The following is a 25015-nucleotide window of genomic DNA, read 5'->3' as shown; positions in this document are numbered from 1 at the left end:
AGTTATATGGCCGAACCAGCACTGCCTTTAGATAACTTCTCGGAAATAATAAGTACAATTAAAATTAAACAAATTTGTAAGACGCCATATGCACAAGCAGTTCCAAATTTAAAAGAATACAATTTTTGGAATATTGCTACTGATAATGGGATTGTTGACGTACTGTATATAAGGATAGACGCTACGAATTCGCCAAAGCTTTGAACAAGTGCGAGTAATGTACCTGCCAAAATGCCTGTAAATGTAAGTGGTAGGACAATACGTCTAAATGAATACCACCATGTTGCACCTAAACTTCGTGATGCTTCTTCGATAGATTGATCTAATTGAACAAGTGATGCTGATGTCGATCGGAAAACAAGAGGTAAATGTCTAATAAAATAAGCTAACGGCAAAATCCAGAACGTCCCGATAAGAACCTGATTAAAGGAGAATATATTTTCCGTACTAAAGGCTGCTATTAAATTGACAGCTACAACCGTCCCCGGCAATGCCCAAGGAACCATGATTAAAATATCGAGTAATGTTTTACCTTTAAAATTTAACCGAACCATAGCATAGGCAGCCGCAACACCGAAAATGATATTGCCGAGTGTTGCAACGATCCCCATTCGAACGGAATTCCAAATCGGTCGCCACGTCCGTTCATCTGTAAAAAGTGCTTGATAATGATCCAATGTATAGTCTGTTGGTAGAATTTGTGTTTTCCAGGCACCATCAACGGAAAATGAAATTAATATAAGCACTAAAATCGGCAATATTAAAATTAATGTACCTATGAAAGACGCAATAGTCGCTATAATTTTCATGCTTTTTGAAGATACTTCAGATCGATGAACACTAATACCTTTGCTGAGATTTTGATAGTTTCGGCGGTTCTGATACCAGCGCATAATAATTAAGAAGGTAATGGACACAAAGGATAAAATCATAGATTGTGTCGCTGCCATATCTAAATTTCCATTCGTACGTGATAAATAGATTTGCATTGTCATCGTGCGTTCGACACCGAACATTAAAGGTGCAGTGTAGGATGCCATAGATATCATAAATACGAGTAAGGATGAGGCAACAATCGAGGGTGTCAACATGGGCAAAATAACCTTTGTCCATACTCGAACACGCCCGGCACCTAAGCTAGTTGCGGCTTCTTCTAAAGCTGGATCAAGACCTTTTATAGCTGCTGAGGCGGTTAAGTAGAAGTAAGTGTACATAGTGAATGTATGTACTACGATAACCCCCCATATGCCTTTTAATGAAAAAGGTACTTGCTCTAAACCGAATAGGTGCTGAAACGCACGTGGGAAAATACCACTCTCTCCATACAAAAATGTAAAGGACAGTACACCTACTAACGGCGGAAGAGCCATGGGTACCAATACTAAAACAGAGAGCATCCGTCTGCCTGGGAAATCATAGCGTTCCAGTAGAAATGCCATAGTTACACCGACGATTGCACAGCAAATAACACTGATAACGGATATATATATACTAGTCCACAATGCCTCTAAATTTGCTGGGCTAGCTATATTAAAAAAGTTTTTATAATTAGATAGTGCGTCAGCACCAGAAAAGCTTTCTTTAAAAGTTTGATAGAACGGGTATACTACATAGGCAAACAACACTAAAAATAAAGGTGCAACTAAAATATAGACAAACCAATTTGAGCTAGTTAGTCGTGTCCATGCATTTCCTTCAGAAGGTTTGAGGTGTGTTTTTTCCATGTTGGTACCCTCCTATTCCCCTAAAAAATACAGTGAATCTTGGGCTATATTTAAGGTGATTTCTTCACCGATTTTTTTAAATTGACCGTTCATATTAATAAGCATTACTTTTAGTGAAAAATCTAGGCATTCCACAATGTAGTTCACACTAATTCCTGTAAATTCAACAAAAGTGATTTTACCTGTTAAGTTGTTTTCACCAGTACCTTGATGGATAGATTCAGGACGAATAGAAATAAACACTTTGTCTCCAATCATATGCGTTAAAGTGGGGGAGCTTTGTTGCTTTCGCCCAGTGAGAACAAGTCCATTCGCTGTTTTTACTTGTATATCGTTACCATTAACAGCATCGATTGTCGCCTCAATTAAGTTTGTCTCACCAATAAAATCTGCTACGAAGCGGTTTGAAGGTCGATTATAAATCTCTTGCGGAGTACCGATTTGTCTGACGTTCCCATTTTCCATGACCATTATCCGATCGGACATGGACATAGCTTCCATTTGATCATGCGTAACATAAATGGTTGTAACACCGAGCTCAGATTGAATACGTTTTATTTCAACGCGCGTTTCTTCGCGCAATTTAGCATCTAAATTCGACAATGGCTCGTCTAGCAATAAAATATCAGGCTCTATCACAAGCGCTCTTGCCAATGCAACCCGTTGCTGCTGCCCACCAGATAATTCATTAATTTTCCGATTACCATATTGCGATAAATGTACAAGCCCCCTGATACGGTCAACCTTTTGCTTGATCTCCGCCTTCGAAAATTTCCGTACTTGTAAGCCAAAGGCGATATTTTCGTCTACCGTCATATGTGGAAAGAGGGCATAATTTTGAAACACCATACCGATATTCCGTTTATTAGGTTGAAGCCTTGTCACATCAAGATCATCAAAAAGAATTTTCCCCTTCGTTGGGAAATAAAAGCCGGCTATCATCCTTAGTGTTGTCGTTTTCCCACAACCACTTGGACCGAGGAAAGTGAAAAATTCACCAGCTTTAATATCAAGATCTAAATCTTTTACGCCATGAATTTGACCGAAGTTCTTAGAGACATCTTTTATTTTGACACTTTTCAAATGAAATGCTCCTTTCTCGTTAGAAAATTAGTTACATGAAGCCTCGAGCAAAAGATACTCGAGGCTTACAAACATGAACAATATTCGTAGATGTTTTTGAGTTCATAACTCTTTAATAATCGGTCACTTTTTTCCTCGCCCTTTAATATTGTTATCCCAATGCTCCATCCATTCTGCTTCTTTTTCAGACATGAGTTTCCAGTCTATATCAAAAGTTTTCAAGTCTAATTCTTTATACCACTCAGGCATTGCAGCTTTATCGATATCTGAGCGAGTAGGAATTTGATAGTAATCGTTTGCTAGTTGAGTCACCATTCCTTTTTCAAATAAGAACTCTACGAAGAGCTTTGCATTTTCTAAGTTTTTAGCATTGTTGACAACTGCAACACCATCAACTAAAATCGGTGCACCACTTTTCGGATAAATATAATCAAACGGATAATCAGTCGTATATTTCTTTAATAAAATATCTTGCAAATTCCATAAAGAAACACTGCCTTCTTGTCGTGTCATCTTTAAATAAAGTGCATTTGGATCTTGTGTATATTCCTTCGTGTTGGCATCTAATTTTAATAACCAATCGTAGCCCTTCTCAGGCGAATCTGCACCTTGACGTAAAATCATAGATGAATAAATAGTACGCATCGTCCCAGATGCTAACACACCACGAATTAAAATTTTATCCTTCCACTTTGGATCTAATAAATCATCCCAATCTTGTGGACCCGTTTCTTTCGTTAATACATCCTTGTTAATCATGATGACTTCTGGCAGTAACATTTCACCAAACCAACGACCATCTGCATCTTTATAAGCCGCATCAATGGAGTCGTTAAAGCTAGGCTTCCAAGCGTGAAGCAAACCTTCGTTGGCGCCGACAGTTAGTGCAGATTGCGTACCGCCCCACCAAAAATCAGCCTGAGGATTTGCTTTTTCACCACGTAGGCGTTCTAAAATTTGCTGTGCACCCATCGTTAAAAATTCCACTTTAATGTCCGGGTACTTTTCATTAAACTGATCGATTACCTTTTGCACCATTGCTTCATCGCGCCCCGTATAGATCACAAGCTTTCCAGATGGTTTAGCCGCTACATCGGTCTTTTCAGAATTGGATGTTTTGTCGCTATCTTTTGCATCTTTTGTAGAAGCCTTGTCACTACTACAAGCAGCTAAGACAATAACCATCAGCACCAGTAAAAAACCGAAGATACGTGTTTTCCGCATAATCTTCCCCCTTCCTAATAGTGAAAAACTTACATACTATCAGTATAATCCTAAAGTCCAACATTAATGTTAGAATAATTAAAAAATTATAATTAGATTCATCATAACTAAGTAAATACTAGATAGCAATGGCCTTTCACTAAAGTCGAAAACTCTTTAAAGTAGCGAGAATTAAAGCTTTTCGGAATAGATTATCAACTTTTGTTCAAAAGTGAACAAAAGTTGATTTTGGTGATTTTGAAATGCATGGTACGCTTTAAAATAAGGACATCTATAAAATTTTAATTTAAGTAAAGGGGTTTATGGGGTTTTGGTAGGCTCCAGGTTTAGATTAATGATGCGATCGGCTCATCCCAAAGTGCCACATACATGATTGGGTAAACGGCCAAAGAGTTAAAGACTATTAAAATCTATAGAGAATATTAGAGGAGGCTAAAATGACAAAAGAAGAATTCAAAGAGTTTAAAAGCCTCATTGCAATAGGGGAAGAATTCAATTTCGATTATAAAAATGATGAGTATTGGATTAGTCATAATGGTGATAAATCGTTTCTGTCAAGAACCAGAGACCATTACGCCCAAGAATTTAATGGATATGAAGAACTCTTTGAAAAGGCCACGATAGACGGTATGAAAATTACTGAACTATATCCAAAATTGAAATGGTAATAATCTAACAATCAAACACTTTACTGAAACAATAGAGAATGCTGTTTAGGAAGGTTGTAAAGCATTTGGAATGAGCAATAACATGGCGTAAGCAGTTATTTTGTTTATTTCACTTTAATTGAGATAGGGTGGGTAACTATTAAAGTAATTAAAAACAAACGTGTTATTTTGTATTTAATCATAGTCATTTTGTTTTTATTATTAGATAGAATTTCGCAACAAACTTGGGTTTTAATCGTACAAGCTATTGGGATTATTATTTTGATTTTCATACCGATTTTGTTAACGATTATTGATAATATAAAAAGTAACATACAAGAAGATCAACATGATAAAAAATAATAAATTAGGAGAAAAAGTGTTTCTTTAATAGGAGTCGTTAGTATACCAACTTTAATTACTGAAGAATATTGCTAGAGTGAAGCCTCGCATATTTTATGTGTAAAGGGCTTCACTTTTTTTACAAAAATCTTTAAGAAGAGGTGGTATCCATGATTCTAGGCAAACGGCTTAGTTCAATTGTGATCTGCCCTACCAAGTAGAAAATGGAAAGACTAAAAAATGCTTTAAGGCTTAAGCCCTGTATCCAGTGGTTTAAGCCTTTTAATCGTTCTTGGATTAATGATTTTTATCTGTCTATCTAACGTTAGATTAGAAGCGAATTTTTTTGAAATTAATGTTATATTTTTTTGTGCCAAAAAGGAAATATCTTTATTTTATCAAGCTTGGTTGAATTTGTGTGAATCCGATTATCAACAAATGCTCTAAAACAAGTAAATATTGATTTTAATATATTAATAAAGTTTATAACTGCTTAATAAAGGGTATCCATTTAATGGGTAATTTTTATTTTGAAGTTGAAAGGAGATTACTAAGATGAAAAAAGCCTTTATATTACTAGTTATCATGCTTTTAGTGTTCTCTCAATTGACATTGAGTAGTCTATCTGTGTATGCGATAAGTAATGACGAAAATGATATTGTATTGCCGAGTGAACATGAAAGTAAGAGCGAAGTATCAAACAACGAAGACGAAACCACAACTTCAGATAGTGAGAATATTGTTGCGCAGAATAATGATGAGGCGGACAGTAGTGAGGATAGTACCAATTTTGAGAAAAATAATGAGGGAGATAATCAAGATGAATATTTAACAAATGATGTAGTCAATGGTGTTGCCATTATAGGTTATCAAGGCGATAAATCAGATATCGTAATTCCTAGTGAATTCAATGGTAAACCAGTTATAGAAATAGGATACAGAGCATTTGCTAATAAACGACTCACAGGTGTATCAATACCGTCAAGCGTGACAACGATAGGAGAGGGTGCATTTGCTCAAAATCAATTAACAAGTGTAGAAATCCCCTCAAGCGTAATAACGATAGGAGATCGTGCATTTGCTTATAATCAATTAACAAGTGTAGAAATCCCCTCAAGCGTGACAACGATAGGAGAGAGTGCATTTTCTGATAATCAATTAACAAGTGTAGAAATATCATCAAACGTGACAACGATAGGAATTAGTGCATTTGCTTATAATCAATTAACAAGTGTAGAAATACCATCAAGCGTGACAACGATAAGAAGCAATGCATTTTATAAAAATCAATTAACAAGTATAGAAATCCCCTCAGGGGTGAAAAAGATAGAACCATATGCATTTGCTTATAATCAATTAACAAGTATAAAAATCCCCACAAGCGTGACAACGATAGAAATCGGTGCATTTTCTGAAAATCAATTAACAAGTATAGAACTACCCCCAAGCGTAACGACGATAGGAAACAGTGCATTTGCTTATAATCAATTAACAAGTATAGAACTATCCTCAGGCGTAACAACGATAGGAGAGCGAGCATTTTTTAGTAATCAATTAACAAGTATTGAGATCCCCGCAAGCGTAACAACGATAGAAAACTATGCATTTGCTTATAATCAGTTGACAAGTGTAGAAATCCCCGCAAGTGTGACCACAATAGAATCGGAAGCATTTAGTTATAATCAATTAGATTTTATAACCTTTCATGGGGCACATGAATTCCAATGGGCTACAACTCCTTTTAAATTTCAATTTAAGAGTGGAAAATCTTTTTTGGGATGGTTTGAAGATGAAGATTATACGATAAATTGGAGTAACACTGTATCCAAACCAATGACTATTTATTCTAAGTGGAGTCCCTTTGCTGTCATGTTTGATACTGATGGCGGAAACGAAGTTCCATCCCAAACAGTAGAATATGGTGAATTAGTGAAAGTACCATCCTCTTCAGTAAAAGCGGGATACACATTTGAGGGCTGGTATAAAGGAAAAGGACTGATAGAAGCATGGAATTTCGATCAGGATGTAGTGAAAAAAGATATCACTCTATACGCTAAATGGTCGAAAGAAAACTACATCGTTACTTTTGATGCCAATGGCGGAAGCGAAGTTCCATCCCAATCTGTAGAATATGGTGAATTTATAAAAGTCCCATCTAATCCAGTAAAAGCAGGATACACATTTGCGGGTTGGTATAAAGATAAAGGGCTTACGGAAGCATGGAATTTCAATCAAGATGTAGTAACAGAGGATATAACGCTATACGCCAAGTGGTCGAAAATATGCTATATCGTTACTTTTGATGCCAATGGCGGAAGTGAAGTTCCATCCCAATCAGTAGGGGTTGGTGAATTAGTAAAAGCACCAGTCGCTCCAAAGAAGGAAGGCTATACATTCGACGGCTGGCATAAAGACAAAGAATTGGCAGTATCGTGGGATTTTGCAAAAGACGTAGTGACAAAAAATGTTACGTTGTATGCGAAATGGACAAAAGACCATACGTCGGGTGGGGGATCTGGAGGAGGTTCCGGTGGAGGATCGGGCGGAGGTTCGCCAAACTATAAAGTCATCTTTGACTCTAATGGAGGAAGTAAAGTGCCGTCACAGACGGTTGGCTATAACGACCTCGTGAAAGCCCCGTCTATCCCAGTGAAAGAAGGCTATCAATTTGCTGGCTGGTATAAGGATTCAGAGCTTAAAAATGCATGGGACTTTACGAAAGACAAAGTAACGGCGGACATAACGTTGTATGCGAAATGGACAAAGGATAATGTGTCAGAAGGTAGCTATATCGTTACTTTTGATTCAAACGAAGGCAGTAAAATCCCGTCGCAAACAGTAGCGTATAAAGCTTTAGTGAAAGCCCCTTCTAATCCAAAGAAGGATGGCTACACATTTATCGGCTGGTATAAAAATAAAGACTTCACTAAAGCATGGGATTTTGCAAAAGATGTCGTCACAGAAGACTTAACATTATTTGCTCGATGGATGAAGGATAGTAAGCGCTGTGACATTACTTTCAAGGATATTAATCATAACTGGGCACAAGATATGATTAAAGAAGTTGCTAGTCGCTGCATTATTAAAGGTTATCCTGACGGCACTTTCCGACCAAATGATTTGGCTCAACGTCAACATGTGGTACTTATGATTGACCGTGCATTACAACCAACACCAATTCGAGAGGCTGCATCATTTTCGGATGTACCTAAAAGTCATGTATATTATGAACAAATCACACGACTGCAACGAGCGGGTATCGTGGATGGTTCAGATGGGGCGTTTCGACCAAACGCTTATATAACACGTGCCCAAATGGCAAAAATGATGGTGCTTGCATTTGGCTTAACGCCAGAAGGCAATAGTACGTTCAAGGATGTCGATCCATCACACTGGGCGAGTGGATATATTGCCACTCTAGCAGACCATAACATTGTACTAGGCGATGAAAACGGCAATTTTAGACCAAATGAAAACTTAACACGCGCACAATTTACGGCGTTTATGTACCGAGCGCTTGGTTTATAAAAGTTTATACAGAAACAAGGGAGATGTATCAAAAAAATATGATACATCTCCCTTTCTAATTTAGATTAAAGTATTTACTTACTGATAGGCTCTAAAGATTTTTCCTTTTGTCGTCGTTGCGAAAGTATTGTCGGTAGCATCATACCGACAATAACCAAAATAATACCCGCTATTTGTAAAGAAGTTAATGGCTCATGGAGAACAATAACTGAAACGGTTACGGCAACGGGCAACTCCATAGCACTTAAAATAGAGGCAAGAGCGCCTCCTACTTTCGGAACAGCTATAGAGAATAAATAAATTGGCAAAATAATACCGAAGAGTCCTAGTGCTAGTCCGAATTTCCATAACCCTCCGGCGAATAATTTGCCGTTCCAAAGAACTTCAGGGTTTAGGAAAATACTAATCATTATAAGAGCCACAAAGGATACAATCAACACGCGTGATGTAGTTGTAATACCTTCCACATGACGAGAGTTAAATTGTATAAAGCAAGCAAAAGTAAAGGCAGCAGCAAAACCTAGTAGCCAGCCTTGAATAGGAATACCGCTTAAATCTACATTTAGTACACCAGCAGCTAAAATAGTACCAGCAAATAATACAATGATGGATATCACTTCAGTCCGACTTGGTAAGCGTTTATGTAGTGCGCAATCTAGTAATAAGCCTATCCAAGTAAATTGGAAGAGCATTACTACTGCAAGAGAAGCTGGTAGATACTTTAATGATTCTCCGTATATAATCCCTGTAGAGCCGGTAAATATCCCGGCGCACACTAAAATAAGCAGTCCCTTTTTAGAAAGCTTCGGTAATTGCCTTTGTGTCACTATAAAAATAGTTGCAATAAGCATAAAGCCAATAATATATTGACTCGATACGGCCTCTCCTGTTGTAAAGCCATGCTGCATAGCTACTTTGACAATTGTCGATAGTATTCCGTAGCTACTAGAGGCAATGACAATTAAAAGAGGGTAAAATAAATTTTTCTTCATGTTTTTTTGTTTCACTTCCTAAAATTGCTTCACCATATGATGAAATGGCTCATCAATTATGGACCATGGCTCTGTAACGACAAAGCCCATACGTTCATAAAGGCGACGAGCGTCCTCTTTTTGTGTTTCAACATTTAATGATAATTTTGTAAAACCTCGTTTTTGTGTTTCCTCTATGGCAAATCGTAGTAATAATGTTCCTATTCCTTTACCACGAGCTTCTGGTGCTACACAAATAGTATCAATATAATATTCATCTTCATGAGCTTCTTTATCGATGATGATGGATGGCGCATTTTTTTCTTCAAGCCATTTTACAAGATTTACATCCATGTGAATGGCTTCAACACCATTATAGTAAACGAGAATTCCTAATATTTGTTCATTCTCTACAGCAACAAAAGTATTTAAATAGGAATGTCGATTGTCCTCACGCTTGAATAGTACAGTAAGTTCTTGTTCAACGGCTTTCGCTGTTTGTTCACCTGTTAAACGGTTGGCAATATCACCAATTGCATCAATAATTAATGGTACAACATCGTGGGCATCCTGTGGTTGCGCTTGTCGAATTGTAATACTCATTGTCAAAATCCCTACCTTTCTATAGGCAAGTATAACAAAGATAGAGGATGACTCAAGTTTTTGGGTAAATGGTGATATTCTGATATTATTTTTCCGAAAGTTTAAAACTTTATACCACATCAATTTTCGTGTTAATCTATAAGGACTAGAGTTTCAGGAGGACAACAATGACAAAGGAAGATAAGGATTATATTTTAGTTTATGGAGATGCTTTTATTGACTATATCGCAGATGATGTAACAAACACATCATTTACTAAATATATGGGTGGAGCGACGGTAAATGTTGCTGCGGGAATTAGCCGTATCGGTGCTCCATCTGCATTAATTACGATCACAGGAGACGACGAAGGTTCTCAGTTTGTTCGAGATGGCCTTGCACAAGAAGGGGTAAGCCTGGATTATGCAGTATTTAACCCTACGAAACGTGTTAGCGGTGTTTATGTACATTTAACAGAAGCATGTGAGCGAATTTTTAAGGATTATGTCGATGAGACGCCAGATTTACAAGTTGAAGCAACACAATTAAATGAAGCGGCTTTTAAACATGCATCCGCTTTAACTGTATGTTCAGGTACGATGTTCCATCCTACAGCCCTTGATACAACACGTGCTGCTGTAGAGATGGCAAAGGAAAAAGGGGCAATTATCGCAATGGATGCGAATATTCGCCCTCTACGCTGGAGCAGTGAGCAGTTTTGCCGTGAAACTATCACGTCATTTTTTGAGCAAGTAGATATTTTAAAGGTTACTGATGAAGAATTATTTTTCCTAACAGAAACAACTAGCTTGGAAGAAGGAATTGAGCAATTAAACAGTTATTTAGTGCCTATTATTTTAGTAACAGTAGGGGAAAATGGCACATATGCGGTACTAAATGGTGAAGTTATCCATGTACCAACAGAAAAGGTTGTGCCAGTAGATACTACAGGTGCTGGAGATGCATTCATGGCTGGTGTATTACGCGATGTTCATTATAATGGTTTACCTACAACGGAGGAGGAACTTGTTCGTTGTGTAAGCTTTGGCAATAAGCTAGGTGCTATGGCGGCTACTAAAGCAGGGGCATTAACAGCTCTTCCATATTATGATGATATTAAGCATTTACTGAAATAATCGTTTGGAGCGTGCATACAATGGAGAAAAATTACGATGTATTAGTAAAGGATCGATTATTCTTTGGCGGTGCGAAAGATGCAGATTTAGCTTTTGAACAAGAAACGGTTGATATCGTGATTGATGTTCGAGTAAATGGCTTATCTAATGAAGAGCAGGAAGAGGCTTCATATGTGTACAAGCATATGCCGATTGCTGATGAGGACATAGAAGTTGCACCATCTATTCAAAAGGTTGCGAAAGAAATTGTTTCTGCCTATGAGAATGGGCAGAAAGTGTATTTCCATTGCGGAAGCGGGGGAGGTCGCGCAGGAGTGGCAGCCACTGCTGTATTAATGGAACTTGGCATGGTCAATTCTCTAGAGGAAGCGGAAGAGGCCGTAAAGAACGCCCGTCCACAAGTAACAATTCGTCCAAAAATGGCAGATGCATTGCAAAAGCTATACAAATAAATGAGAAGATGTACCAAAAGGTTTTTTCAACCTTGGTACATCTTCTTTTTTAGTTAGTGAATTAACCTTTTTTTGCTTTTTGAAAGGTGGATGTCGATAAAAAATCAATTATGCCGAGGCATAATTGATAAGTTGGCGATAATTCCTGAAAGTGTTCCGATAAAACTAAAAAGTTGGATGACATTATGTTAAAACGTAGTCACGTGGATAGGTGATCAAAAAATAATAAATTGGTTTATTTTTTTAAATATAATTCACTTTTAATTTTTGTAAGTTAAAAATACAAATTTAGGAGTGAATCAAATGACTACATTTACACCCTTACAAGAGGCTCAAGCCTTTGCTGAAGCTTTTCTATTGTCTACAGAGCAGGTGTCTTTAAACCATCCTTATAAGAAGGATAAAGGACGATATCCACGAGTGCGAAAATTTCTCCAAAACCATCTATTAAATGGTACAAGTGATGCGTCCACATATCAACAAGGTGTTGGGCAATTAATGATGTTCTGTGCCCAGTTCGCCCAACAAAAGGCACTAGCGGACGAGCGTGATGCAGTTTACAAGGAGCTGGTTAAAACTGTTATTCCTAAACTTTTGGAAAGAACATATAATTTTTCGACAATTAATCCGTTAGCTGGCTTTATTTATCTTGGTGTAGCAATGCTTAAGAACTTAGATGAATCGCAAAGTGATGTATCTCTTTCTAATGTAGATGAGTTGTTAGTGCGATACCGAGATTATTTTGCTAATGAAGTATTAAGTTCTAAAGAATACCATGCTTTAATGTATCATCGTACTCCGTCTGCTTGGACATACAATGACTCAGAAAAAGCGTACCGTTTTGCTACTGGACCATATTCGGGGCAAATCGGATACTGGATAACTACCGCCGATTTATCTACTGATCCTCAAAAAAATTACTTAGAGATGCCAACAGTTCTGGATAGTTCAGGACAAGTTACTTTCGCGGGTATTCAACCAGGAACAAGTGGAAGAGATTATATAGATCATCATTCCTTTTTCAACACTAAAAACGAGCGATTTATTCTTAATGCCTCGCTCAATGCAATTGCTTTATGGATGGCAGCACATGTTTATGATGTAAAAGTTAATGAGACTGGAGCCTCATTAAACCCTGCCTATAACATGAAAAATGCAATTAGAGATGTTCTTAGCTATACCCATTGGGGTTCCAATACTTCAGTTGCTAATACTTCTAAAGGGTGTTTCCAACAAGAGCCCTTTAACAATTCATTAACTGCTAAAAGGGTTCTTCCCGTTCATGGATTTACCGAAGTAACATTGGCGAATAGTATGCTACGATCTCGATTCGATTCTCCAGCATATAATACATTTGCCATAACATTTTTACAAATCTTTGCAAGTTTAATCGAAAATCCAACAGCTTCATCATGGTACAAGCTTGTGCCAAATGTTGCTTCTGATTCTGGCGTTATGGTAACTCAGATGATTAATACCTACCAAGCAATATTTACAAACTATTCAACTATCAAAAATACTTTAATTAATAAATTGTTTAGCCAAGCTAAATATTGGGGTATGTACATTCCGGAAAATGCTATGTTAGGTTCATCCGAGTTGATTAAAAATCCGTGGCAAATACCTAATAAGGGTGAGGGGATTAATCAAGCCATGGTAGGATTGTTCAATGTTTATCCAGGATTTACAGGTCAAAGATTTGCAAGTAGTAACAATAAAATCGGAGAAGCTATTAAACTTCAACTTGCAGTGGGTCAAGCATTACATGGTCAAAGTTCCTTCCCATCGCACGGTCGTTCAGGCCTTTGGGATTTAGCCCGCTTAGATATATTAGCTGATGCTTCAAATACAGATGGGACTGTTAGCTCTGCTACAGACCTTACGACTACTGATAAAGAAACTCCAAACTGTGCCGGAGCACGTCGCACATTCTACGCTTTAGCTATGGCGTTAGCAGTCGATGGTCATAATGGCTTGGATTCAAATTAATTTATTGCCCCATACGGTAAGATACATAAATTTGTTCTATACATATTAGAACAAATTTTGTTATAGTAATAATATAACAAAGATGAGGTGATCTGTATGATGGAGGAGTTAGCGAAAGTTCCATGGGCAGTCATAGCACCACTAATTGTAGTTCAATTTATTTTAATGATTGTTGCTCTAGTCGACTTGCGTAAGATTCATGCAACAAATGGGCCTAAAATTTTATGGGCGTTTCTTATTATTTTTACAAATATTATTGGATCGATTGCGTACTTTATAGTTGGGAGAAAACAATCATGACAATATTACTTCAGGTAACAGGACTTACAAAGCAATTTGCAGAGAAAGTAGTTGTGGATGGAATCGAGTTCTCATTAGAAAAAAATACATCGACAGCTTTAATTGGGCCTAATGGTGCTGGTAAAACAACGACATTATCGATGCTAACAGGTTTATTAAAACCGACCTCTGGAAGTGTAAAAATGCTGGATGGTGATGTAAGAGCCAACATTGGTTTCTTGCCACAATATCCGCAATTCCATCCTTGGTTAAGTGCGTTAGAGTTTACTGAAATGGCGGCAAAATTAAATGGAGTACCTGCAAAAAAAGCAAAGGTAGAAGCACAAAAAACACTTGAGTTCGTAGGTCTAGGTAATGATTTAAATAAGAAAATTTCCACTTTTTCTGGTGGCATGAGGCAACGACTAGGTATTTCCCAAGCAATTGTGCATAAGCCGAAATTGCTCTTATTAGATGAACCTGTATCTGCTTTGGATCCTGTTGGTCGTAGGGAAGTTCTTGATTTATTGAAGGGCTTACAACAAGAAACGACTATTTTATATTCGACACATATTTTAAATGATGCAGAAGAGATGACAGATCAATTATTGTTTTTACGCGATGGAAAGCTAGTAGAGCAGGGAACATTACGTGAAGTTCGACAACGTTTCGATGAACAAAATTATGTTGTAGAATTTAGCACTGAAAAAGAAGCAAAACTTTTTGCTAGTCAATCTGGACTTATAGGAGAAGCAAAGGGTAGTCATGTATATATAGAAATTATTGATGAAAAACCGAGTATGCAGGAGTTGCTTCAACATTTGAGTAGTTGTCCTTATAAAATACGAAAAGTGGAGCGACAAACAGCATCACTTGAAGAGATTTTCATGAAGGTGGCGAGAAAAATATGAGAGGATTTAATGTACTTCTGCAAAAGGAATTCAGAGAAGCCTGGCGAAGCTGGAAGTTTTTATGGATACCTCTTGTATTTGCTTTGCTCGGTATGACTGATCCACTGACAAACTATTATATGATGGATATTTTAAATGCGGTTGGAAACGTACCAGAAGGCTTTGAAATGTTGATGCCAGAATTAATGCCAGTTGACCTATTACAAGCTTCCATTGGGCAATTTCAAACGATAGGCTTACTCGTATTGATGGCTACTTTCGTAGGTGCGATTAGTAAAGAAAGAGCAAGTGGGATGGCTACATTATTGTATATCCGTCCTATATCGTTCGGCGCTTATTTTATGAGCAAATTTATCGTCATGAGTGCAGTAGGCTTTGTTAGTATTTTAGCTGGTTTTGCTGCGAGTATATACTATACGGTCGTACTTTATGGAACATTAGAGATAGGGCCACTTGTGGCAAGTTTTTTCACGTATTTTTCTTGGTTACTCTTTGTGATAGCAGTGACGTTAATGATGAGCGCGACATTTAAAACAGTAGTAGCAACAACATGTGCATTCGCTGTCATATTTATTGGGCAAATATTGGATTCTTTAGTTGGGGCATTTTGGACAATATCACCGTGGAAATTACCGTTATATGGCGTTCAATTAATGCGGGGCACGATGGAGATGTCGGATTATTGGTGGAGTCTATCTCTTACATTAGTTGTCTCGATAATTTGTATGAGTATAGGAATTTTGACAATGAAGAAAAATGCATCGATGACGAAAATTTAAAGGAAGTATGTCTGCCAATAGAAAACTATAGTGTACTTAGCCACATAGTTAAAGTAAGAACTCCATGTCTATTGAGGTACTATTCCTTTACACATAAGTAACTTTGTTTTTAAACGGCTTACTCATATTCAAGAGCATCAGCTTGGTAGATTCCTACCGAGTTGATGCTTTTTTATCTAAACTAGTTACTTATGAGATGAGCAGTCTAATAGAAGAGGGGAACTAAGAATAATAAGAACGGTTCTTGGTATATCCATAACTTAGGAATATAATGTAGCTATAACTCAGGGGATATTTTTAAACAAGGAGTGGAGTGGGGACGCCGTTTTGAAGCTTTATTAATAGCCACATCAAAAACTAATCGGCATCGTTACACCATTAGCTATTGTAAAAATATTAAGCAAGACGAGACAAGCTGTTAAGAGCTTGATCGTCTTGCTTTATCCTTCATGCTTATATAGAGGGAGCCGTTTGTTTGAACTTGAGCAAAATAAACATCTTCAACAGATTGGACATTTTGCTTTTTCAGCTTTTTCATAAGCCAATCTTCAGTCAATTCAAGTTCAACTAAATTTTCATAAATAACCTGGCCGTCAGAAAGTACTTCTGTTGGTATATAGGTTGGTGGTGTAACATCGGCTTTTACATCTTGTTTTGTAGCCGGTTGCTCAGCGGGTCTTGGTAACACACTTAGTTTACCCGTAGTTTCAAGTAATGCATATTGTACATCTTGTACAGAAAATATAGCTTGTTCCCGTAGCATCATCGCTAATTCATCCATATGCAAACGATTCTTCCGTAAAGCAGATTCTAAAATAATTCCATTTTGAATAAGGATTGTTGGTTTGTCATCAACAATAACACGAGCTTTTTTAGATTTAATGGTAATGATGGTCATTATATATGTTAAGATACTCCACCAAATGAGAGCGATAAGTCCATCTAAAAAGGGTGTTTCAGCCTGTGCTGCTATTTCTGATGCAATAGAACCAAACGTGATACCTGTTGTATAGTGGAAAAATGTAAGTTGTCCAAGCTGTTTTTTCCCTAGTAATCGGGTTACGATAAGTAATGCAAAGAAGGAAAGTGTTGCCCTAAGTATCATTTCCCAAAAATCAGCTTTAAAAAATTCGTCTATATTCATACATAAATCAACTCCCTTAAAACTGCTATTTTCAATGAATAGCTTGTGCAAAAAGGTCAATAGTATGCGACGATCTCTTATAAATGAAATTGAATAAAATTGGAAAGTAGGTGGTGGCATGAATAGGAAAATAGAGAATTTTAACAATCCGATCTATCCAATTATGATTGCAATAGCTGTTGCCCATCTTATTAATGATACGATGCAGGCTGTTATTCCAGCGATGTTCCCGATATTGAAGAGTGATTTAGGGTTAACCTTCACACAAATAGGTCTTATTTCGTTCGCATTAAATATGTTTGCTTCAGCTTTGCAACCTGTTGTTGGCTTTGTTAGCGATAAAAAGCCGATGCCCTATGCTTTACCAATTGGTATGATAAGTTCATTCATAGGCATTGCCATAATAGCGTTCACATCACAATATTGGATAATTATTATTGCAGTATTATTTTTAGGGTTTGGCTCAGCTATTTTCCATCCCGAAGGTTCACGTGTTTCATTTATGGCGGCAGGCTCAAAAAGAGGACTTGCTCAATCGGTTTATCAAGTTGGGGGTAACTCTGGGCAAGCACTCGCACCACTAATTAGTGCTTATATTTTTGATATTTTTGGACAACGTGGTGCTGCGATTGTCTTAGTAGTAGCAGCAATAGGTATTGTTATATTGAGTAAAATAGCAGTGTGGTATAGAAAGCAGTTGGAGCAAGAACGTTTGGCAAAGAAAAAACGAGTATTAGTTTCTAACCTGCCTCCGTTAACAAAGAAACAAGTAGGCATTGCGTTGACGTTACTATTTACTATTATTTTTGCGAGATCATTTTATACAACTAATATTACAAGTTTTTATGTGTTTTATTTAATGGATCATTATGGAGTTAATCTTCGCCTTGGACAAATTTTAATTTTCACCTTTATGGCATTTGGCGTCGTTGGTACATTTTTCGGAGGTTCATTATCAGATCGAATTGGTAGAAAAAATGTTATTTTGCTGTCCGTTGTTGTACCGATGCCATTTTGTTTAGCGTTGCCGTATGTACCGTTATGGGCAGCAATGATATTTTTAGTAATTATCGGTACACTCATCATGATTAGCTTCTCGGTAACCGTTGTTTACGCACAGGAGCTTGTCCCAACAAAAATTGGGACAATGGCTGGTTTAACAACTGGTTTTGCTTTCGGAATGGGTGCAATCGGTGCGATGGTCATTGGTGTATTAATGGATTATAGGGGTATTGATTTTACGATGATGGTCGTATCTTTGCTACCATTATTATTACTAGTAGCATTTTTCTTACCTAAAGACAAACCAGCTTCAGCGGTGTAAAGCTCAGGTAAGAGTGAAAGATAAAAACGCTACTCCAAATTACGCATGGTGATTTTTTAAGAGGAGCATCGAAACAGAGTTTTCCTCCAAGCTGAGGCTTGTCTTGGGAGAATAATTTAGGTTGGATCTTTTTAGTATTTTAATCAAAGTTATTATACTATTTTGGTTCAGCTTGCTATTCAAAATACGGGTGGACCTCCATTTTTGGAGGTCTTTTGTTGAATAAAACGGCTTAATCATGCTCATCATTAAAATCTAGCCATGTATATAAGTTGACTGGAGCGAAGGCTAAAATGCATCACGTTTTGTGATAACGCCTTCGTGATCAACATCCTTTTGACCAAAGCGGCTCATCGGATACACCCAAGAAAGCGCTCGACCGGAACGGAAATACCCTATGTTATGGTGATGAGCTTATTTTTTATAGGGGGAATCTAAGTATATTGATTTATCAGAAAATTATGGGTATAATGTTTTATCGGAAAATTTTTAGTTTTGCTTGATTATTACTTCAAAAGGGTATATCTTATTAGCAGATAGATTTTTTATTCTCTAAAGTGAATAAATATCCATTTGAAAATTTTCAAGAAATAGATTCTTATAGACAATAAAACATAAATAAAAGGAGATCATGAATATGAAAAACAAAATTTTTATGCTAATGCTTGTTCTAGTAATTGGTGTATTAGCAGCATGTGGCGCAAAAGATAATAAAGCAAGCGATAAAAATGCAAATGCAGGCGAAGGCACAGAACAAAAGCAAGTTTTAAAAGTAGGTACTTCATCTGATTATGCACCATTTGAGTATGTTGATGCTGCAAAAGGTGAAGATATTATTGGTTTTGATATTGATCTAATTAAATTAGTTGGTGACAAGATTGGTGCAGAAATGCAAGTTCAAGATATCGACTTCAATAGTCTAGTGCCAGCCCTACAAGCAGGAAAAGTGGATGTTGTTATTTCTGGTATGTCACCTAATGAAGAACGTGAAAAAGTAGTAGATTTCTCTGATAAATATAATCAAACAGAGCAAGTGTTTATCGTGAAAAAGGATAGTGGAATTAAAAAAGAGGCTGATTTAGCTGGTAAAAAAATTGGTGTTCAAAACGCTTCTATCCAAGAAACTTTAGGTAATAAAATTGCAAAAGAAGTAGATGCTAGCGTTGAAGGACGTACTCGAATTCCTGAAATTGTTCAAGACATGATGTCTAAACGTTTAGATGCTGGGATTGTAGAAAGTGGCGTAGCAAAAGGTTATCTTGATACGAACGATCAACTAGAAGCGTTCCCAGTTAAAGAGCAACCTGAAGATTTTAAAGCAATCGCTGTTCCAAAAGGTAGCGATCTTAAAGATAAAATTAACAAAGCATTAAAAGAATTAGCTGCTGAAGGTAAAATTAAAGAGCTGGAAGATAAATGGTTAAAAGTTAAATAAGCAAGCTGAATTGCGATAGCTCTATTTCGAGCTATCGCTTATACTTTTCATTTCCTTAAAAGAGAACAAGAAAGGAGGGGGCGCTGTGAATTTAGATTTTACAGCTATCATTCCCTCTATTCCTTATATATTAAAAGGGATAGGTGTCACACTTCAAATAGCAATCGGTGCATCAATCATCGGTTTTATAGTTGGTATATTACTAGCATTATGCAAAATTGGTAAAGTGAATGTTTTGCGCTGGTTTGCAGATTTTTATACATCGATTTTCCGTGGCACACCGCTCGTACTACAATTAATGATTATTTACTATGCAGTGCCTCAGTTATTAGATATTCAAATTGATCCAGTTCCAACGGCTATTATTGCATTCGGTTTAAACTCAGGTGCTTATATTTCTGAAATTATTCGCGCTGGTATTAATGCGGTAGATAAAGGACAGATGGAAGCGGCACAAGCGCTAGGCATTCCATATGCAAAAATGATGAAAGATATTATTATCCCACAAGCCGTAAAAAATATTTTACCATCTTTAGTAAATGAGTTTATTACATTAAATAAAGAAACAGCTGTTGTCACAGTTATTAGTGCACTTGATATTATGCGCCGTGCTTACATTGTAGGTGGTTCAACGTATCGCTATCTTGAACCTTTACTATTTGCAGGTGTAATCTACTACATTATGACGCTTGTATTAACGTTCCTTGGTAAACGAATCGAGAAAGGAATGAGAAAAAGTGATTAAAATTGAAGAGTTACACAAATCATATGGACAAAACGAAGTACTGAAGGGTATTTCAACAGAAATTAAAGAAAAAGAAGTAATTGCTATTATTGGACCATCAGGATCTGGTAAATCAACATTCCTGCGCTGCTTAAATTTATTAGAAGAGCCAACGAGCGGAAAGATTACAATTGCTGGCGACGTTCTAACGGACAAAGGGACAAACATTATGAAGATCCGTGAAGAAGTCGGTATGGTATTTCAGCATTTTCATCTTTTCCCTCATAAAACGGTACTTGAAAATTTAACATACGCACCGATTAATGTGAAAGGAATGGATAAGACAGCAGCTATCAAAAAGGCTGAAGATTTATTAACGAAGGTCGGCCTATTTGAAAAGCGCAATGAATATCCAAACCGTCTATCAGGAGGGCAGAAGCAACGTGTTGCTATTGCCCGAGCACTTGCAATGGATCCAAAAGTCATTTTATTTGACGAGCCTACTTCAGCGCTTGACCCTGAAATGGTAAAAGAGGTATTAGCTGTTATGAAAAATCTTGCTAATACGGGGATGACGATGTTAATCGTAACGCATGAGATGGGCTTTGCACGTGAAGTGGCTGACCGTATACTATTCCTTGATGGTGGAAAGCTAATTGAGGATGCATCACCAGAACAGTTCTTCGCAGCACCATCTACACAGCGTGCGAAAGATTTTTTAGAAAAAGTATTATAAACGAGAAAACGCATTTAGACTTTCTGAAAGGAGTGTCTAGATGCGTTTTTTGTTTATTTTAGGTTCATTTGTTGTGGTAGCTATACGAATTAGTCGGCGGAAAGAAAATCCGAGGCGACGGATAGAACGTCATAAAAGGAGAGGCAGTCATCGAAACGTAGTGGAGAGATATCTTACATTAATATGGAGAAACATCAAATCGTGAATAAAAGAGTGACTTAATGAGAATGATTTTGAGTTATTCTTTTTATGCAATCTGTGGTTTTTCAGAGCATAGGCTTACAATTACTTTGTTTTATGCTTATAATAATAAGGTCAGAGTTTTTCTGAAAAAGAGCCTAGGGTGAGCGATTGCGATTGAAAAAATTATTATATGTAGCTTGTTTTCTTGTTTTTATAGTCATTTTTTTGTACGTAAACAATCATTGGCTGGTTGTAAGTAAGTATGAATTCGAGTCAGAAAAAGTGCCTGCCAGCTTTGATGGGCTACGCATTACACAAATATCAGATTTACAGGATGCAATCTTTGGCGAGCAGCAAGAGAAACTCATAGCAAAGGTGAAAACAACAAATCCTGACCTGATTTTTATTACAGGTGATTTAGTTGATAGTAATCGTTATAATTTGGAGCGAAGCTTGCAGGCTGTTAGAGGATTAGTTAAATTAGCGGATGTCTATTATGTACTAGGAAACCATGAAGTAGCGACGAATAAAGTGAATGTAATTTATGAGAAGCTATCATCGTTAGGTGTACATGTGTTGTCCAATGAATCGACCGTTATTGAGCGCGACGGGGAGCGCTTGGCGATTGTTGGCATAGAAGATCCGTTAACGGGTAGAACAACGAAAGAAATGCTGGAGATAGCAACAAAAAATGTTCCACCCAATGTACTAACGATTTTACTAGCGCATCGACCAGAAGTGTTTAATACGTACGTAGAGTTTGGAATTGATTTAGTATTTTCAGGACATGCACATGGTGGACAAGTTCGAATTCCTGGTATTGGCGGTCTTTTCGCACGAGGACAGGGAATATTCCCAAAATATACGGCTGGTCTTTATAAAGAAGGAACCACAACTATGGCCGTTAGTCGAGGATTAGGTAATAGTACAGTACCTATGCGAATTTTTAATCTACCAGAGATTCTTGTCATGGAATTAAAGAAAAAATAAGCACTGCGTCTTTGCTACGCAGTGCTTTCAATTTGTTTACGCTCTATACGTTTAACGAGATAGATGCCTATTTCATATAAAATAATCATTGGAATTAAGACGAGTAGCTGACTAATAAAATCGGGTGGTGTAATTACAGCAGAACCAACGCCCATCCCGATATAAGACCAGCCTCGTATTTTTTTCATGGAGTCAGCCGTTAGTACACCAATGGACGATAAAAAGAGGGCTACGATTGGTAATTCAAAGAGTAGTCCGAGTGGTACGGTTGTCATCACTAAAAAATGCATGTACTCATTTGCGGATACCATAACATCAAAATTAGTTGCTCCTATAGTCACTAAAAATGAGTAGCTGAGTGGATTCACAATAAAGTAACCGAAAGCTACGCCTAATAAAAAGAGTACAAGCATGACAGGTGCATAAAGACCGAGGAAACGGCTTTCTTCTTCTTTTAAACCGGGCTTAACGAAGCTCCACAGAAAATGAACTAAAAATGGCATAGATAGCCCGAATGCTAGTGTTGTGGAAATCGTCATATAAAATTTGACAACCTCTAACGGCCCTAAAATAATTAGTGAATGTCCTCGAGTTACATAAGGAAACCAAATATTAATGGTAGAGAATACGATAATAAAAAATAGAATAAATACGATAAGCCCTTTAATAATTTGTTTTCGCAGTTCAGTAAGATGTTCAAGCAGTGATGCCAATGGAAAAAGTGGTTCATCAGCTTCCGTATCCTCTTCAATTGTGACTACTGGAACTTCAACAAAAGCCTCTACAGGTGTGAGAGGCTCAGCTTCTTTATCAAGTGGACTTAAATATTTTCTTTTTCCTTCTTCATATGGATCCATAGGACAACCCCCTACGAAACGTCAGGTTTTTTTTCTTCTTTTTTCGCTGGATCATCCTCATCATCGATAAGCCCTTTCGTGGACTTTTTAAACTCTGCAAATGTTTTACCGATTGCACCGCCGATTTCTGGCAGTTTTTTAGGACCAAACACGATCAAAACAATTACCAAAATAATGATTAACCCAGGTACTCCAATTGCTCCAAGACCTCCCATAGTCTTGCCTCCTTTGAATAAAATATCTAGCTATATCGTTTCCTTTTTAGACTAAAGATCCACCAGATTTGCTATATTTCACAACACCCTCTGCGCAGCGATAGGCTAGTGCCCCTAAAGTACCAGTTGGATTATAGCCACTATTGTGTGCAAAGTTTCCGGCACTCACAGCAAAAAGATTTTCTACATTCCAATGCTGCAGGTAGTTATTCACAACGCCATCCTCAGGCTTTAAGCTCATAACTGTTCCGCCTGTATTATGGGTTGTTTGATACGGTACAATATTGTAATCAGTGATTTCAGCATTTGGGACAACAGTTTTGGCGCCCATTTCTTTCATAATGTCAGCTGCACGTGCTGAAATATATTTATGGAGTGCGCGATCCTGATCTGTAAAGTTGTACGTTAACTGTATTAGAGGTAAGCCGTAAGCGTCCTTATACGTAGAATCAAGAGACAAATAATTTTCTTTATGTGGCATCGAAGCACCTTGTGCACCAATCCCGAATGAGCGTGTATAGTAATGAATAGATTGTTTTTTAAATTCTGACCCCCATGTTGGTGTATCAGGAGGTGTTGGGTTCGAGCCGATAGGGCGTGCACCTGTTTGTGTAAGAGCTATATTTCCACCGTGAATAAAATCTAAGTCACTATGATCGAAATTATCGCCATTATAGTCATCTAAGCTCATACCGAGTGAACCTGCACCCATGAATGTGTTATATTGCTCATCAAAGAATCCTGCTGCTCCAGGTAATATTTGGTAGCAATAGTTTCTTCCAAGTGTCCCTTTTCCAGTAGCCGGATCGTAGCGTTCTCCAATGTTAGAGACCATCAATAGCTTGGCATTATTAAAGACATAACTAGTGAGTACAACAGCGTTTGCTGGTTGAATAAATTCTTCACCAGATATCGTGTCGATGTATCGGACACCAGTTACTTTATTGCCCTTCTTTAAGATTTCAACAACATTGGCATTATAGCGTAAGTCAAAAATACCTGTTTTTAATGCAGTAGGAACAACAGTAATCTCTGCAGATGATTTGGCGCCATATTCACAACCAAAGCGTTCACAGAAGCCACAATATTGACAAGCATTAATCGTTTCACCGTCAGGGTTCTTATAAACTGCTGATAAGTTTGCAGAAGGTACCATGTAAGGCGATAATTTTAATTTTTTTGCAGCTGTTTCAAATTGCGTAAGCATCGGTGTCATTTTCATAGGCCCCGTCGGATAAGGATTTGAACGTTTTCCGCTAAATGGATTTTTATCATCTCCGGAAATACCTGCCGTTTTTTCGAACTTGTCAAAATAGGGCTCAAGTTCGTCGTATGTTAATCCCCAGTCCTGTAATAAATAATCAGGTCCAAGCTTTTTCGGACCATAATGTTTGTCTGTTAATGTTTTAATTTGAAAATCATATGGTAAGAAGCGATACGTCATACCGTTCCAGTGTGTACCAGAGCCACCAAGCCCTTCACTGAGTAAAAAGGAACCGAGCTGACGCATAGGCAATGCTTTCATATTCCGATTATTACGGAAGCTTATAGTTTCCTTTGAAAGATTTTGCATTAAATCATAACGAATTGCATAACGATACTCGTCATGGATCGTCATATAATCTTCTGTGCCGCGTTTCTGTCCGCGCTCTAAACCAACGACCTTTAGACCAGCCTTCGAGCACTCTGCAGCGACAATGCCGCCGGTCCAACCTACCCCGACTGTAACAACGTCTACACCTGGTAAAGTTGTTGCCATT

At 37.4% G+C, this 25015-nt stretch carries 22 protein-coding genes; 13 read left to right on the top strand and 9 right to left on the bottom strand.

Annotation, left to right across the window (positions count from 1 at the left end; translation table 11 throughout):
• Positions 1-2 precede the first annotated feature (2 nt).
• From AMS59_RS19630 to AMS59_RS19620, 3 genes are all read right to left on the bottom strand, one after another.
• A complete protein-coding gene (locus AMS59_RS19630) occupies positions 3-1724 on the bottom strand; it encodes an iron ABC transporter permease (protein WP_053485411.1) in 1722 nt (573 codons plus the stop codon).
• A gap of 12 nt (positions 1725-1736) precedes the next feature.
• On the bottom strand, positions 1737-2807 hold the full coding sequence (locus tag AMS59_RS19625; protein WP_053485410.1) for an ABC transporter ATP-binding protein: 1071 nt from the start codon (positions 2805-2807) through the stop codon (positions 1737-1739).
• A 123-nt stretch (positions 2808-2930) separates the two neighbouring features.
• The gene (locus AMS59_RS19620) at positions 2931-4031 is read right to left on the bottom strand and encodes an extracellular solute-binding protein (protein ID WP_053485409.1); all 1101 of its coding nucleotides are present in this window, start codon (positions 4029-4031) and stop codon (positions 2931-2933) included.
• Positions 4032-4468: 437 nt separating this feature from the next.
• On the opposite strand from AMS59_RS19620, the gene AMS59_RS19615 reads away from it, so the two are divergent.
• Positions 4469-4699, top strand: coding sequence for a hypothetical protein (locus tag AMS59_RS19615; protein ID WP_053485408.1), 231 nt, complete (start codon positions 4469-4471; stop codon positions 4697-4699).
• An 876-nt stretch (positions 4700-5575) separates the two neighbouring features.
• Entirely contained in the window at positions 5576-8548 is a 2973-nt protein-coding gene (locus tag AMS59_RS19610; protein WP_053485407.1) for a leucine-rich repeat protein, read from the top strand.
• A 74-nt stretch (positions 8549-8622) separates the two neighbouring features.
• Here the strand turns inward: AMS59_RS19610 and AMS59_RS19605 are convergent, their stop codons facing one another.
• Both AMS59_RS19605 and AMS59_RS19600 read right to left on the bottom strand, forming a co-directional pair.
• Entirely contained in the window at positions 8623-9540 is a 918-nt protein-coding gene (locus AMS59_RS19605) for a DMT family transporter (protein WP_053485406.1), read from the bottom strand.
• A gap of 18 nt (positions 9541-9558) precedes the next feature.
• Positions 9559-10122, bottom strand: a complete 564-nt coding sequence (locus AMS59_RS19600; protein WP_053485405.1) for a GNAT family N-acetyltransferase — start codon at positions 10120-10122, stop codon at positions 9559-9561.
• Between the two features lie 167 nt (positions 10123-10289).
• On the opposite strand from AMS59_RS19600, the gene AMS59_RS19595 reads away from it, so the two are divergent.
• The 6 genes from AMS59_RS19595 to AMS59_RS19570 all read left to right on the top strand — a co-directional run bounded on the left by AMS59_RS19595 (position 10290) and on the right by AMS59_RS19570 (position 15647).
• Positions 10290-11237, top strand: a complete 948-nt coding sequence (locus AMS59_RS19595) for a carbohydrate kinase (RefSeq protein WP_053485404.1) — start codon at positions 10290-10292, stop codon at positions 11235-11237.
• A gap of 20 nt (positions 11238-11257) precedes the next feature.
• Positions 11258-11689: a dual specificity protein phosphatase family protein gene (locus tag AMS59_RS19590; protein WP_053485403.1), complete on the top strand. Its 432-nt coding sequence runs from the start codon at positions 11258-11260 to the stop codon at positions 11687-11689.
• A gap of 303 nt (positions 11690-11992) precedes the next feature.
• Complete coding sequence (locus tag AMS59_RS19585) at positions 11993-13678, top strand: hypothetical protein (protein WP_053485402.1); 1686 nt, start codon at positions 11993-11995, stop codon at positions 13676-13678.
• A 96-nt stretch (positions 13679-13774) separates the two neighbouring features.
• Positions 13775-13978 carry a PLD nuclease N-terminal domain-containing protein gene (locus AMS59_RS19580; RefSeq protein ID WP_053485401.1) on the top strand — a complete coding sequence of 68 codons (204 nt, stop codon included), beginning with the start codon at positions 13775-13777 and terminating at the stop codon, positions 13976-13978.
• Positions 13975-14868, top strand: a complete 894-nt coding sequence (locus AMS59_RS19575) for an ABC transporter ATP-binding protein (protein WP_053485400.1) — start codon at positions 13975-13977, stop codon at positions 14866-14868. Before AMS59_RS19580 ends, AMS59_RS19575 begins: the two co-directional genes overlap by 4 nt.
• Entirely contained in the window at positions 14865-15647 is a 783-nt protein-coding gene (locus tag AMS59_RS19570; RefSeq protein WP_053485399.1) for an ABC transporter permease, read from the top strand. The genes AMS59_RS19575 and AMS59_RS19570 overlap by 4 nt, the downstream gene beginning before the upstream one ends.
• A 418-nt stretch (positions 15648-16065) precedes the next feature.
• On the opposite strand, the gene AMS59_RS19565 is transcribed toward AMS59_RS19570, so the two are convergent.
• A complete protein-coding gene (locus AMS59_RS19565; RefSeq protein WP_369814340.1) occupies positions 16066-16791 on the bottom strand; it encodes a DUF421 domain-containing protein in 726 nt (241 codons plus the stop codon).
• Between the two features lie 118 nt (positions 16792-16909).
• Here AMS59_RS19565 and AMS59_RS19560 point away from each other — a divergent pair, with 118 nt between their 5' ends.
• From AMS59_RS19560 to AMS59_RS19540, 5 genes are all read left to right on the top strand, one after another.
• Positions 16910-18115, top strand: a complete 1206-nt coding sequence (locus tag AMS59_RS19560) for an MFS transporter (protein WP_053485398.1) — start codon at positions 16910-16912, stop codon at positions 18113-18115.
• A 637-nt stretch (positions 18116-18752) separates the two neighbouring features.
• Positions 18753-19550 carry a transporter substrate-binding domain-containing protein gene (locus AMS59_RS19555; protein ID WP_053485397.1) on the top strand — a complete coding sequence of 266 codons (798 nt, stop codon included), beginning with the start codon at positions 18753-18755 and terminating at the stop codon, positions 19548-19550.
• 85 nt (positions 19551-19635) lie between these two features.
• Positions 19636-20295, top strand: coding sequence for an amino acid ABC transporter permease (locus AMS59_RS19550; protein WP_053485396.1), 660 nt, complete (start codon positions 19636-19638; stop codon positions 20293-20295).
• Positions 20288-21010 carry an amino acid ABC transporter ATP-binding protein gene (locus tag AMS59_RS19545; RefSeq protein WP_053485395.1) on the top strand — a complete coding sequence of 241 codons (723 nt, stop codon included), beginning with the start codon at positions 20288-20290 and terminating at the stop codon, positions 21008-21010. The genes AMS59_RS19550 and AMS59_RS19545 overlap by 8 nt, the downstream gene beginning before the upstream one ends.
• A gap of 357 nt (positions 21011-21367) precedes the next feature.
• Positions 21368-22183 carry a metallophosphoesterase gene (locus AMS59_RS19540; RefSeq protein WP_053485394.1) on the top strand — a complete coding sequence of 272 codons (816 nt, stop codon included), beginning with the start codon at positions 21368-21370 and terminating at the stop codon, positions 22181-22183.
• Between the two features lie 14 nt (positions 22184-22197).
• On the opposite strand, the gene tatC is transcribed toward AMS59_RS19540, so the two are convergent.
• Genes tatC through AMS59_RS19525 form a run of 3 tightly spaced genes read right to left on the bottom strand, consistent with a single transcriptional unit; the run spans position 22198 to position 25014 of the window.
• The gene (gene tatC / locus AMS59_RS19535; RefSeq protein ID WP_053485393.1) at positions 22198-23040 is read right to left on the bottom strand and encodes a twin-arginine translocase subunit TatC; all 843 of its coding nucleotides are present in this window, start codon (positions 23038-23040) and stop codon (positions 22198-22200) included.
• Positions 23041-23051: 11 nt separating this feature from the next.
• Complete coding sequence (gene tatA / locus AMS59_RS19530) at positions 23052-23255, bottom strand: twin-arginine translocase TatA/TatE family subunit (RefSeq protein ID WP_053485392.1); 204 nt, start codon at positions 23253-23255, stop codon at positions 23052-23054.
• A gap of 46 nt (positions 23256-23301) precedes the next feature.
• Positions 23302-25014, bottom strand: a complete 1713-nt coding sequence (locus AMS59_RS19525) for a GMC family oxidoreductase (RefSeq protein ID WP_053485391.1) — start codon at positions 25012-25014, stop codon at positions 23302-23304.
• Position 25015 lies beyond the last annotated feature (1 nt).

Source organism: Lysinibacillus sp. FJAT-14745 (assembly GCF_001275675.1).
GTDB lineage: Bacteria > Bacillota > Bacilli > Bacillales_A > Planococcaceae > Lysinibacillus.
Note: the sequence above shows the minus strand (reverse complement) of the source record. Positions and strands in the feature narration are given on the sequence as shown.